This is a genomic window from Mycobacterium sp. SMC-2 (assembly GCF_025263485.1).
Lineage (GTDB): Bacteria > Actinomycetota > Actinomycetes > Mycobacteriales > Mycobacteriaceae > Mycobacterium.
Map to the genome: position 1 here is coordinate 3,006,221 of NZ_CP079863.1, position 13,044 is coordinate 3,019,264.

Genomic DNA, 13,044 nt, shown 5'->3' on the forward strand with positions numbered 1-13,044 from the left:
AACGCACTGACGGCGGCGACGGGCGTCTAGGCTCGTGGTCAATATTGGTGTTTGGGGAGAAAGGGGCAGTCTTGACTGTGACCGATCGGGACACGCGGCTCGCATACCTTGACCTGCTCCGACGCGATCTCACTCGGTATGGCAGCGACGAGTTGGTGCCGGCGGGGTTGAAGCGGCTGGGTCGGCCGCTGTTCAGTACCCGCAATTACCTGCTGGTGCGTAAGCGGCCGTTCAATCAGCACGCGCGGGACTTCGGGCTGGATTGGCCGGCGGATGCCTTGACGATGATCGGCATGCAGCGGCTGACCAGTTTGCAGCGTTGCGTTGAGACCGTTCTCAAGGAGAACGTTCCGGGGGATCTGGTCGAGTGTGGCGTGTGGCGCGGCGGGGCCTCAATTTTGATGCGCGCCGTCTTGGCGGCCTATGGGGATGAGACGCGATGCGTGTGGCTATGTGATTCGTTCGCGGGTGTGCCGCCCCCGGACGCCGAAAAGTACAAGGCTGACAGGGGGATCAAGCTCCACCGGCACGCCAGGATACTGGGGGTCCCGGAGGCGGAGGTCCGGGCGAATTTCGAGCGGTACGGGTTGCTCGATGATCAGGTTCGCTTTGTTCCGGGCTGGTTCAAGGACACGCTGCAGGATGCTCCGATCGAGCGCATTGCCGTGTTGCGGCTTGACGGTGATCTCTACGAATCCACCATTCAAGGGCTCGACGCGCTCTACCCCCGGCTGTCTTCGGGGGGCTTTTGTATCATTGACGACTACCACGCCATCGAGGCGTGCCGGCAGGCTGTCGCGGATTACCGCGAACAACATGGCATCACCACGGAGATCGTTGAGATAGACGGCACAGGGGTGCTTTGGCGCAAGGAATGAGAGCCGCCTGGACCTGCCTCACCTTGGCCGCTCGGCCCTAGGCGACGGCTGTCTGCGCGTGGCTTCTTCCAAGAGATCGGCGGCGGCGGCCACGCTTTCCGCGGGTTTGCTCATTCGGGTGGCGAGCTCGCGGGCCCGGTTGGCATATTCCGGCGTGAGGATGCGACGCAGGTCCGCCACAAGCGATTTCTCGGTGGTGGCCGAAAAGCGTCGGGCGGCACCTACTTTGAGACGTTTGACTTGATTTCCCCAGTACGGCTGGTCGGCCGAGCTCCAGAGGATCAACGTGGGGATGCCGGCGCGCAGGCTCGCGGCCGTGGTGCCGGAGCCGCCGTGATGAACGACCGCCCGGCACGCGGGAAAGATCGACGCGTAGTTGACCGCGCCCACTACCTTGACATGATCGAAGCGGGGCACGTCGCTGAAGTCGGTTCCACCGAAACAGATCAACGCTCGTTCGCCTAACTGCGCGCAGGCTGCAGCGATCATTTCTACTGTAGCAGTGGGAGATTCGAGCGCTATGCTGCCTGACCCAAAGCAAATCGGCGGTTTTCCCGCGGCAATCCACGACGCGACCTCGTCATCTGCGTCGGTAGGCAACTCCATCGTCAGAGCCCCCACGAAGGGACGGCGGTCGCCCCATTTCGCCCACTCGGTCGCCAGCCCAGGGAAGCAAACCGCGTCGTAGCCTTGGATTTCCAGTGCTTCGCGTTCGGTGATCCGTCGTTGCGAGCGCCGTGTGGCCTTCGGCAGGCCCAGGTCGTGGCGCTGCGCGTTGTCCACCTTTTTTGTCGCGCGCCAAAACAGCCACTCCACGGCCGTCATCGTGGAGCGCATCACCGGGGCCGGCACGCTCGGCACGAGCTGGCCGTTGGCCCGCATCGGGAAGTGATGCATCGTGGCCAACGGAATGTCGTAGTACTCCGCGACGTTGGCGGCGGGCTGCTCGAAATTCAAGCCGGTAGACAGCAGGTCGGCGCCCTCGGCCAGCGATATCAGCGTTGTGCTGACTTCGCCCCAATGCCGGATAATGGGCTCCCACACTCTGAGCATCAGCCGGATCGGGTCGCGGACCTTCCAGACGTTGCGGAGGAATTCCGTCCACATGTTGCGCAGGAATTCCTCGTCCAGGAACTCCTGCAGTTCCGGCCCGTAGGGGACGGCCGCAAGCCCAACCGATTCGACGAACCCGACGAGCTCGGGTGGGACCGCCATGCGGACCTCGTGCCCTCTGCGCAGCAGTTCGCGGCCGACGGCGGCGGAAGGCTCTATGTCGCCGCGCGTTCCGTAGCATGCCAGGGCAAACTTCATCACGGGTCCTAGCCTTGCAGTTGCCGTGTGCCCGCGGCGTCAGGGGTGTCGGTCACGCGATCAGCCGACTCGCCCCGCGTGGGCGAGATTTTCCACCAGATCGGCGGCCTTGGCGGCGCTGTCGGCGGGCTTGGTCATCCGGGTGGCGAGATCGCGGGCGCGGGCGACGTATTCGGCGGAGAGGATCTGGCGCAGGTCTGCGATCAGCGATTCGCGGGTGGTTGCTGAGAAGGGCCGGGCAGTGCCGACCTTCAGGCGTTTGATCTGAGCCGCCCAGATCCGCTGATCTCCCTTGCTCCACAGGCTCAACGTGGGCAACCCGGCGCGCAGGCCTGCCGCCGTGGTGCCCGCGCCACCGTGGTGCACTACCGCACGACAGGCCGGGAAGACCGCGGCGTAATTCACCGGGCCGACCACCTTGACGTGGTCGGCCGCCGGCACGTCGCTGAAATCGCTCCAGCCCGAGCAGACCAAGGCCCGCTCGCCTAACTCCGCGCAGGCCGCACCGATCAGGGCGACCGTGTCGGCGGGGGAGTTGACCACCGTGCTGCCAAAGCCGAAGCAAATGGGCGGCGTTCCCGCGGCAATCCACGACGCGATCTCGGCGTCGTCATCGGTGGTCAACTCCATCGTGAGCGTGCCGACAAAGGGCCGCTGCCCACCCCATTTCGCCCATTCGGCAGCCAGCCCGGGAAAGCACGCCTGGTCGTAGGCCTGGATTTCCAGCGATCCGCGTGCGGTGATCCGGCGCGGTGCGGGAGCGGTTGCCTTGGGCAGCCCAAGTTTCCGACGCTGTGCGTCCTCGGCCTTCTTCGTCACCCGCCACTGCACCCAGTCCAGAGCCACCATGGTGGAGCGGACCGCCGGCGACGGCAGGCTGGGAACCGTCTGGCCGTTGGGCGGCATCGGGAAGTAGTGCATGGTGGCCAACGGGATGTCGTAGTACTCCGCGACGTTGGCCGGTATCGCGGGGAAGCCCGGCCCGCTGAACACCAAATCCGCGCCGTTGGCTATCTCCACCAGCGTGGTACTCATCTCCGCCCACGCCTGGGCGAGGAGCTCCTGGGCTTCGCGCCACAACCGGGCCACTTCCGGAACCCGCCACCAATGGCGAAGGAAATCCGTGTCCCAGTACCCGTCCTCCTGATTTGGCCCGTAGGGGACCGCGTCAAGCCCGGCCGCCTCGACCAGGCCGATCAGATTTGGTGGGACGGCCATGCTGACGTCGTGTCCGCGGCGTTGCAGCTCGGCGCCGACGGCGGTGCAGGGCTCGACATCGCCGCGGCTTCCTGAGCTTGCCATGGCAATTTTCACAAGGAAACACTGCCTTTCGATCGTCGCACGTCGGCAATGGAGGCCATTATCTCTGAATGTTCGACTGTGTGATGGGCGTTCGGCCTTGGATTTGATATACGGTTGGCAGGCCCTTCACGGCATTGTCATTTGCAGGCGCGCCGTGAAACCTGCAGATGCGGATGCTTTCCCAGCCGGCGCGTAATGATAAGGCGTTGGCTACTCCAACCCAGTACACCACCTACTGCCATACTTCGTGGCGAACCCGAGTTCACACAGTCTGCCGAGCTGTGCGTCAGGGAGATCTCTGTTTCCCGCGGCACCTCACTGCCGATGCACGACGACATGACCCTGAGGAAGGCGCGGGGACTGCCGCCATGAAGGAAGGAAATTCGTAGTGACCGAAGGGACGACCGCGAACTCACCCAAGGTGAGCATCGTGTCGACGACCCACAACCAAGAGGCCTACGTCCGCCAGGCTTTCGACAGCTTCATCGCCCAGCAGACCGACTTCCTTGTGGAAGTTATCGTCGCCGACGATGCGTCGACTGATGGCACCCCGGCGATCATCCGCGAGTACGCCGAGCGCTACCCGCAGTTGTTCCGGCCGATTTTCAGATCCGAGAATCTCGGCCTCAACGCGAACCTAGTGGGCGCTCTATCACTGGCGCGTGGCGACTACATCGCGCTGTGCGAGGGGGACGACTTCTGGACCGATCCGCTGAAGCTCAGCAAACAAGTCACATTCATGGATCAGCACCCGAACACGGCGGTGTGTTTCCATCCAGTCCGGGTGATGTGGGATGACGGTTCTGCCAAAGACACGAAGTTCCCCCCGGTGTACTTGCGTGGCAACTTGAGCGTCGATGCGCTGATCTTGATGAACTTCATTCAGACAAACTCCGTCGTCTACCGCCGACTTGAGCGCTACGATGGCATACCCGCCGATGTCATGCCCCTGGATTGGTACCTACACGTCCGACACGCGGTCCACGGCGAAATCGCTATGTTGCCAGAGACAATGGCCGTCTACCGACGCCATTCTCAAGGTATGTGGCATAACCAAGTTGTCGACCCCCCGAAGTTCTGGCTGACGCAAGGCCCCGGCCATGCAGCGACCTTCGACGCCATGATCGACCTGTTCCCGGGCGACCCACTGCGTCAGGAACTCATTGCCGTAATGGCCGATTGGATTTTGCATCAGATCGCGAAGGTTCCTGGCTCTGAGGGTGGCGGCGCCTTCCAGAACACCATCGCGCGCCACCCGCGGATAGCAATGCTGGCGCTGCAGCACCGCTGGGCGACGCCCACGCGGCGGCTCACGACTTTGCGGCGTCGACTTGCCGCCGTCGCGCCGAGTCGGAGAGGTCTGGTCGACATCTGGCCGGCGCTGGTCTCAAACGCCAGATGAAAGCGATAAAGAATTCCGCGCAGGACTGTGGCCCGGAACGTTCCCTCGCTGCGCCGTGACGGCGTTCGGCGGAGTCGGCCGATTGATGGTGTGCGTCTTCGGATACGACCTCAGAGGGTTTGCTATTGGCCTAAGTTGATTGAGGTGATCGTTGCGGTCCCAGAAGCGCAAGGGGGAAGTAGGTGACAGCGGCTCCGACCGTCTCGGTGATAACGATCTCTTTCCACGACCTCGACGGGCTGAAACGCACGGTGGAAAGTGTGCGAGCGCAGCGCTACCCCGGACGTATCGAGCACGTCGTGATCGATGGTGGGTCGGGTGACGACGTGGTACAGTACCTGGCCGCGTGTGATCCAGGATTTGCGTATTGGCAATCCGAGCCCGACGGGGGCAGGTACGACGCGATGAATCAGGGCATTGCCCGCGCGTCAGGCGACCTGCTGTGGTTCATGCACTCCGGCGATCGATTTTCGGATCCCGACGCGGTGGCTCAGGCTGTGGAGGCGATCTCGGGCCATGGGCCGGCACGCGAAGTATGGGGCTATGGCATGGACAACCTCATCGGTCTCGGGCGTGTGCGCGGCCCGATCCCCTTCAGTATTCGTAAGTTTCTCGCCGGTTGGCAGGTGGTTCCGCACCAAGCGTCGTTCTTCGGGTCATCGCTCGTGAGCAAGTTGGGAGGCTATGACCTCGACTTCGGGGTCGCCGCAGACCAAGAATTCATTTTGCGTGCCGCGCTGTTGCGGGAACCAATCACCATCCGACGCGTGTTGTGCGACTTTGACACCACCGGTGTCGGTACTAACAGGCACCCAAGTGTGGTCTTTCGCGACCTGCGCCGCATGTGGGACTTACATCGCCGCTACCCGCTGGGAGGACGGCGAGTGTCGCGGGCTTACCTGCGATCATGGGAGTACTACCTTCGCCTCATGGAATACGCGTTCATACACATGTCGAAAAACCGACGCGGTAATCTCGCTACTTGACTGATCCGAGGCGGCGAGTATCACTGTTATTTCCTAAGCGACGCCTCTATTCCGGTGGCGCGGGACGGCTAGACTCGTCTCAGCCAGAACGAGCCGGGCTCACGGAACTCCAATTGTTGCCGAAGAACAGGGCAGGTCTCGGTCAACTCATCCGTGTAGTGATGTCTCAAAAAGTTCAGCGCGCCAATGACCTTGAATTCAGAATTGTAACTAAGAAAAGCTTCCAGCAGATACTGCTCATTCCAGAAGCAAACAGATTGTACCCATTCCTCCAGGTAGTCCTTTGGAGTAAAGATGTCATGAATATGGATCAATACACCGGATTTGAGGATGGGCAGAATCTCAAAGTACTCGAACAGCACATCGCCTTGCGGCCGGATCATGTGAGACGAATCAATAAAGAGGATGTCGTCCTTCTCTAGTTGCCGAAATAACGACGTGTCGATCAGTTCCACCGGCTTGCGGACGACGCTCACATTGAACCTGTCAAGCCAATCGGCTTCGTACGGCTCGATGCATACGTGTTCGCACTTGTAGCCAGAATCTTCAACACGGTTGGCTTCTACCGCGCTCGCTGCCAATAGTGTTGATTGACCGCTGCCGATTTCGAAAATCCGCTTCGGCTTAAACAGTCGGATCATGTTGTATAAGAATTCCGCATCCCCAGATTCGAAGAAACCGTTCCGGTAAAAAAACTCATGGTCGGCCTGGCGGTCGAGCGGAAATCTGACCAGTTCGTCGTTGAACCGAAACCTTCTCAGCAGATCCAGCTGTTCAGTGACATTCCAATCGATGCTCGGTAGTTCGCGATCCTCGGATAACGGCTTTCTCAGATGGACTGGGTTAAATAACGGCTCATAGTAATGGTCGAGGATCGGAAAAATTCCTATTCGTCTGAAAACACGCAACGCCAATGGCATTCGCCCAAATCCGGTGGAACGAATCACTCGCAACGCTAAAGACGCCGTCGCGGTGATCGGAAGTAACGCGAAGTCGATCAGCGAAAGACACAATTTCGTGAACTTTTGCACGGTTCTCGGTGCTTCAGCAGACGTCGACGGTGTCCACGGGCAAATCGCTACAGTTTGCCGACGAAAACGGAATTCCAGAATAGCGATAGTTTTTAGCATCTCCCCGGCTCATGCGGCGACTCTAACATCAAGGGCGACAATCATCATCCGCGCTGCAAACGCAGCCGGTTCCCGGCGGCCGCAGATCCGGCGTGCTGCCTGAAGCGGTGCGTTTCTGGCTAGCCGGTGCACCAAGCCACGGAGATGGGGCGCCCATCGCCTGCGGGGGAGTCGTTCCGCGTGCAACACTTTGGCCGTGACTTGCCGCCAAAGCTAGCAGCTTGATGTAGGAGAAGACATGGGGAGAAGCGCATGGGGACACTAGAGGCCGCGAACCGTCTCGCGCGTCGCGCGATCGATAGGGTGCAAGGGTATGGGGTCATCAACCGCGGCGGTCGGGGCGTCGTGGGACTGATCGACGTCGGCTCGGTGGGATCACTGCCGGGTCCCTGGCATCAGCGGTCCGACCTTGTCAGCCACGTCCTCAAGTTTGAACCGCGCGATCCTCGCGGCGAGACGCCGCGCGTGGTCACCATCGACACGGCCCTTTGGAGTGAATCGGCCACGCTGCCGTTTTATGTGTACGCCGGCCAGGATGGTCACGGCTCGTCGCTATTTCGGCAGAATGTTGATTACGTGCGCGACAACTTCGACATCCTGCGCACTATTGGCCCCTCCTATCTCGCCGAAACATGGTTCGAGCGATCGCGTTTGGACCACATCGAGGAAATCCAGTGCACAACGCTCGATGCCGTACTAGCTGACCGCGTCGAGCCCTACCATCTTCTCAAGATCGACGCGCAGGGTGCGGAGCGACAGATCCTGGAAGGGGCGGCCAACTACCTCGCCGACGGTGACTGCCTGGCCCTGCATCTCGAACTGTTCCGGCTGCCTCTGTACGAAGGGATCGCACTACGGCCCGAGGTCGAGGCGATGGTCGATGGCATGGGGTTCAGCCTGGTTAAGGAGTATCCCCCGCATGGTTCGTTCGACTCGCAGAACGACTGCGTGTTCATGCGTCGTGGCGCCACCGGTGCGGTCGCGGATGCTATACGCATGGCGTACCGACTCTAGAAGTCAGCGCCCACGGGGCCATGGAGTTTCGGCGTATGCACTTAAGGACCTAATCACCTGTGGTGCTTGAAGCTGAACGCGTGACCGTACCGGTCGCCCACCACGGAGAGGGACCGTACTGGGATGCGGAGACGGGTCGCATTTTGTGCATGGACGTTCTGGCGGCTGAGATCGTCGCGGTCGATTCTTCCGGCGAAGTGTCCCGCTGCAAGGTACCGAGTCGGGCAGCCACCGTGGTGAGGCGCCGGGCATCCGGTGGATTTGCGATCGCTACCGAGCATGGGCTCCTCAGTGCAGACGATCAGCTGTCGACATTCGAGAAAATCGCGGATGTCATCGATGATCCGAATTTGCGGACCAACGACGGGGGCTGCGATCCTCTGGGCGGCTTCGTGATAGGCACCATGGCCTACGACGAGCGACCTGGTAGGGGAGCCGTCTATCGCGTGGCGCCCGACCATCAGGTCGTCGAATTGGTCTCGTCTGTATCGATTTCGAACGGCGTCCAATGGTCGGCGGACGGCAGCCGTGTGTACTACGTTGACACTCCGACCCGGCGTGTGGATGTATTCGACGTTGATCCCGAGACGGGAGGGTGGTCGGGGCGCCGCATCCATACCTACATCGACGACACACCCGGATATCCCGACGGGATGGCGATTGACGAAGACGACGGGCTGTGGGTCGCGCTGTGGGGCGCCGGGGGCATCAACCATTACGACGCGAGGGGTCGCCTCGTCGAGAGCATTAGTGTGCCCGGCATCACCCAGGTCAGTTCGTGTACGTTCGGCGGCGACGGACGCGATTTGCTGTACATCACCACCTCGCGTCAGGGACTGGCCCACGCTCGTGAGCCTTCTGCCGGCGCAATATTCGCAGTGCGTACCGGATCACGAGGGGCAGTCGCCCCAGAGTTTGGCGGGTGACGGTGAAGTAGATCCGTGCCCTCGGCTGCGTTAGATCGTCCAGATCGAAAACAGCGCCCTGGCGGTCTGTCGGTCGGCGAGCTCCCGTTACCCACGGCGGCGGCAACCCTCTTCATTCAGGCTATCCACTAATTGTGCGGGGAGAATTACTTCAGGATGGTCGGCTTTTTCGATCGCGCGGCTAGCTGATTGATTACTCAGGATTTATTTCGTTGAATTGGCAGGGGAAGCCTTTGGCTTATTAAAATTGCTGGATGCGAATATTGCTTGAATCCGCAACCAACGGCTCCCTATCATGCGCGTTAGTCCGTGTCGAAGGTACGCGTCATCAAATTGATAGAAAATGCTGTCGGCGGCGGCTGAAAATTGACCCCCTGGCGGCAGGTGAAAATTGACCCCCTGCCGGGGTGGTTGGTGATTATTCCTCAGTGGTGGCCGCTGCGGTAGGTGTGCGGCCGAGGTCGCGGTCTTTGAGTCGGTAGCTGTCTCCTTTGAGGGTGATGACTTCGGCGTGGTGGACGAGGCGGTCGATCATGGCGGCGGCCACGACGTCGTCGCCGAACACCTCGCCCCAGCGGCCGAAGGCTTTGTTGGAGGTGACGATCAGGCTGGCGCGCTCGTAGCGGGCCGAGACCAGTTGGAAGAACAGGTTGGCCGCCTCGGGTTCAAACGGGATGTAGCCGACTTCATCGATCACGATGAGCGGGTAGCGCCCGAGGCGGGTCAGTTCGGCGTGGATGCGTCCGGCGTGATGCGCTTCGGCGAGTCGGGCGACCCATTCGGCGGCGGTGGCGAACAGGACGCGGTGGCCGGCCTGACAGGCCCGTATCGCCAGCCCAATGGCCAGGTGGGTCTTGCCGGTGCCCGGTGGGCCGAGGAACACGACGTTGTCGCGGGCGGTGACGAAGTCCAGCGTGCCCAGATGCGCGATGGTGTCGCGTTTGAGTCCGCGAGCATGGTCGAAGTCGAACTCCTCCAGAGACTTTCGTGCCGGGAAGCGTGCCGCTCGGATACGTCCCTCGCCGCCGTGGGATTCGCGAGCAGAGACTTCACGTTGCAGGCACGCCGCCAAATATTCCTCGTGGGTCCAGTTCTCGGCCCGGGCCCGTTCGGCCAACCGGGCAATCGAGTCCCGCAGGGTGGGTGCCTTGAGTGCACGGGTCAGATACGCCAACTCGGTGGTCACGTCCCGCCCGGCAGTGGTGGTTTTGGTGGTGGCCATCAGGCGGCCCCGCCGTCAAGATCCACCCCGAACGCGGTGTCGTAGGACGACAGGTCTCGCACCGGCACCTCAGAGGCGAGCGGGGGTGGTGGGATCTGGATGCGTCTGCGCCGCAACACCTTCCCCACCTCCACGTGCACCGGATCGGAGATCGTCTGATGGGTGGACCAGATCCGGTCGTGCTCGGCGACGGTCTGCCCGTCGCAGAACGCTTGCACCCGATCCAAGTCCGCCCGGACCAGGACCCGGCGACCGACCGCGCTCGGGTGCACCGAGTAGTCGTTGCTGTCCAGACGGATGTAGTGATCCCGGGGCAGCCGCAGCGACGAGCACCAGCCGACCGTCGGCGCCACAGGCGGCAGCGCGAGCATCGCGGCCCGATCCGCGGTAATCCGATCCGTCGGGGCGCAGCCCAGGGCGCGACGGGTGCGGGTGTTGGCCACGGTCAGCCAGTCAGTCATCTGGGTGTTGAAATCCGCCGGTGAGGCGAACGCCCGGCCCGGCAGAAAGGAGCGCTCCAGATAGTCATGGGAGCGTTCGATAAGCCCTTTGGCTTCCGGGTCGGCGGGCCGGCAGACGATGACCTTGGTGGCCAGCACCCCGCGGAATGCCTGGCATTCCTTGGTCAGTTCGACCCGCCCACCCCGCCAGCGTCCGATCGCGCCTTCACCGTCCCAAACCAGTGCTCGCGGCACCGCGCCGAGCCGGCTGATCAGTTCCCACCAGCCGGCGAACAGATCCTCGGCCCGCCGCGACGGGAGCAGCATGGCCAGCAGCCAGCGGGAGTAGGCGCTGATCATGGTCAACACCGGCAGCCGGGTCGCGGTGCGGGTTTGACCGAACCCGACCGGAATCTCGACGTCGGGAAACCACAGATCACACTGGGCGATCTCCCCGGCCACGTAGGCCGTGCGTGAGGCCGGGTCCGGCGGCAGATAGACCGGCCGCAGCTCGGCCACCCGCGACGAGAGCACCCGGATGGAACGCTGCCAGCCGATCCGCTCGGCGATCACCGTGGCCGGCATCGTCGGATAGACCTGAAGCAGTTCACGGATGCGTGGTTCGACTTCGTCGACGATCGAACCGCGTGGCGGCCGTTCGTACTTCGGCGGTTCATCATCAGCCAGCGCCGACTTCACGGTGTTCTTCGAGATCTTCAACGCCCGCGCGATCACCTTGATCGGCAGGCCCTCGGCCCGGCGCAAGCGGCGGATCTCAGCCCAATCTTCCACAGACAACATTCCCTTCTGGTCCTCCTGGCTCGACTAGAGCCAGGCCACCGGACCAGGGGGTCAATTTTCAGTTGCCGCGCCGGGGTCACAATTCACGTGCCGCGGACAAATGCTAATTCCATTTTGATGTGGCTGCAAATTACGCTATTTTCTTAGCGTTGTGCACTCAGAAACTTCCAGCGGCCACTATACCCACATTCGAGCCGGCGAGGGAGTGCGTCACTTAATCTTGGCGCTCAATTGCTCGTCCGACAATATTTGGTTCAGCAGCTGACTTTAGGCGCACAACCGGGCCCTCGCATGAACCTTGCTCGACATGCCTTGCCGCATCTTCCGCCGGTGCGGCCGATCTGGGATCCACTAGGTCGCACGTCTGCCGCCCACCAGTACTCCTCCAGCAGCGCTAGCGGGGTCGATCGGCGGTGGATGTGGAGCTTTGCGGGCGCAACGCCCTCGGACTCGGCAATCCGCGGGTATCGTTACGCCACGATGCCAGTAACAATGAGCTGGTGCGCATGCTTGCCACTGACGCTCCGCCCTCGGCAGACCTGACGTATGCCGAGGGTGCCGCGAGCTAGGCGCTTGCCAAGGGGGAGCAAGTAACGGAGAGGGAGTATGAGGTGTCCGACCCGCCGCAGTCGAGACATTTCGATCATTCTGGTGTGAGGCTTACGAGCGATGAGTGAGAACACAAGGCGGCGTCGCGTGTCGGCGGTCATCCGGGCCCACAACGAAGGCAAGCACATCGGCCGGTTGCTTAAGGGGCTCGAACAGCAAACCTTTCAACTTGACGAGATCATCCTGGTCGATTCAGGTTCCACTGACGACACTGTCGCCATAGCCGAAGCTGCCGGCTGCAAAATTGTGCACATTGCCAAGCGCGAGTTCTCATTTGGGCGGGCGCTCAATCGAGGCTGCGCCGCGGCAAGCGGCGACATTCTGCTGTTCGCCTCGGCGCACGTCTATCCGGTCTACAACACCCACGTCGAGCACATCGTCAGCGCCTTCGACCGTGACGGTGTGGCCATAGCGTATGGGCGCCAAGTCGGGGACGAGCGCACCAAGTTTTCCGAATCGCGAGTGATGCTGAAGTGGTTTCCCAACCAGAACATATGGGACCAGGGGCATCCGTTCAGCAACAATGCCAATGCCGCCGTTCTGAAGTCGGTATGGCACCAGACGCCCTATGACGAGACTCTTACCGGCCTTGAGGACCTAGACTTCGCCAAGAAGGCACTCGACAGGGGCTACAAAATTGCCTATGTCGCGGATGCGCCGGTCGTACATGTGCACGAGGAGACTTGGAGCACCATCCGCAATCGGTACCGGCGGGAGGCGATGGCGTATGCCCGCATCGTCAAGGGGTCATCGATGTCCCTGCCGAGGGCCGTGGGGCTTGCGCTGTCGAACATCGCGAGTGACTATCGGGATGCGATCAAAGCGGACCTGTTGCGCAGCAATGCGCTGAGCATCCCGCAATTTCGGTTTGCCCAATTTATCGGGGCGTGGCAGGGGTTCCGCGAGCCGGACCATGTGTCCGCGCGGCTGCTGGAGCGCTTCTACTACCCGGCCGAATCGCAAAGCGACGAACTTCCGCCCGCACCGGGCCGAAAGATCGTCTATTCCGAAGACTAATGGGTA

11 protein-coding genes are annotated in these 13,044 nt (G+C 61.9%); 6 read left to right on the forward strand and 5 right to left on the reverse strand.

Translation table 11 applies throughout. The annotated features are described in order from the left end of the window. Positions 1-71 precede the first annotated feature (71 nt). On the forward strand, positions 72-878 hold the full coding sequence (locus tag KXD96_RS14385) for a TylF/MycF family methyltransferase (protein WP_260736471.1): 807 nt from the start codon (positions 72-74) through the stop codon (positions 876-878). Positions 879-896: 18 nt separating this feature from the next. Here the strand turns inward: KXD96_RS14385 and KXD96_RS14390 are convergent, their stop codons facing one another. Together KXD96_RS14390 and KXD96_RS14395 are read right to left on the reverse strand one after the other, a co-directional pair. Further along, positions 897-2,189, reverse strand: coding sequence for a glycosyltransferase (locus tag KXD96_RS14390; protein ID WP_260736473.1), 1,293 nt, complete (start codon positions 2,187-2,189; stop codon positions 897-899). A gap of 60 nt (positions 2,190-2,249) precedes the next feature. Then, positions 2,250-3,503, reverse strand: a complete 1,254-nt coding sequence (locus tag KXD96_RS14395; protein ID WP_260736475.1) for a glycosyltransferase — start codon at positions 3,501-3,503, stop codon at positions 2,250-2,252. A gap of 376 nt (positions 3,504-3,879) precedes the next feature. On the opposite strand from KXD96_RS14395, the gene KXD96_RS14400 reads away from it, so the two are divergent. Both KXD96_RS14400 and KXD96_RS14405 read left to right on the forward strand, forming a co-directional pair. Then, positions 3,880-4,893, forward strand: a complete 1,014-nt coding sequence (locus KXD96_RS14400) for a glycosyltransferase (protein WP_260736477.1) — start codon at positions 3,880-3,882, stop codon at positions 4,891-4,893. Positions 4,894-5,075: 182 nt separating this feature from the next. Further along, positions 5,076-5,879 (forward strand): glycosyltransferase family 2 protein, encoded by an 804-nt coding sequence (locus KXD96_RS14405; protein ID WP_260736478.1) that lies wholly within the window; start codon positions 5,076-5,078, stop codon positions 5,877-5,879. 68 nt (positions 5,880-5,947) lie between these two features. On the opposite strand, the gene KXD96_RS14410 is transcribed toward KXD96_RS14405, so the two are convergent. After that, a complete protein-coding gene (locus KXD96_RS14410; protein ID WP_260736480.1) occupies positions 5,948-7,009 on the reverse strand; it encodes a class I SAM-dependent methyltransferase in 1,062 nt (353 codons plus the stop codon). Between the two features lie 252 nt (positions 7,010-7,261). Here KXD96_RS14410 and KXD96_RS14415 point away from each other — a divergent pair, with 252 nt between their 5' ends. After that, complete coding sequence (locus tag KXD96_RS14415; RefSeq protein WP_260736481.1) at positions 7,262-8,023, forward strand: FkbM family methyltransferase; 762 nt, start codon at positions 7,262-7,264, stop codon at positions 8,021-8,023. A gap of 149 nt (positions 8,024-8,172) precedes the next feature. Further along, the gene (locus tag KXD96_RS14420) at positions 8,173-8,949 is read left to right on the forward strand and encodes an SMP-30/gluconolactonase/LRE family protein (protein ID WP_260736484.1); all 777 of its coding nucleotides are present in this window, start codon (positions 8,173-8,175) and stop codon (positions 8,947-8,949) included. Positions 8,950-9,367: 418 nt separating this feature from the next. Here the strand turns inward: KXD96_RS14420 and istB are convergent, their stop codons facing one another. After that, positions 9,368-10,171 (reverse strand): IS21-like element helper ATPase IstB, encoded by an 804-nt coding sequence (gene istB / locus KXD96_RS14425; RefSeq protein ID WP_260736486.1) that lies wholly within the window; start codon positions 10,169-10,171, stop codon positions 9,368-9,370. Continuing rightward, positions 10,171-11,412 carry an IS21 family transposase gene (gene istA, locus KXD96_RS14430; RefSeq protein ID WP_260736489.1) on the reverse strand — a complete coding sequence of 414 codons (1,242 nt, stop codon included), beginning with the start codon at positions 11,410-11,412 and terminating at the stop codon, positions 10,171-10,173. The genes istB and istA overlap by 1 nt, the downstream gene beginning before the upstream one ends. Positions 11,413-12,108: 696 nt before the next feature. Between istA and KXD96_RS14435 the strand changes: the two genes are divergently transcribed. After that, entirely contained in the window at positions 12,109-13,038 is a 930-nt protein-coding gene (locus tag KXD96_RS14435; protein ID WP_260736492.1) for a glycosyltransferase, read from the forward strand. Positions 13,039-13,044 lie beyond the last annotated feature (6 nt).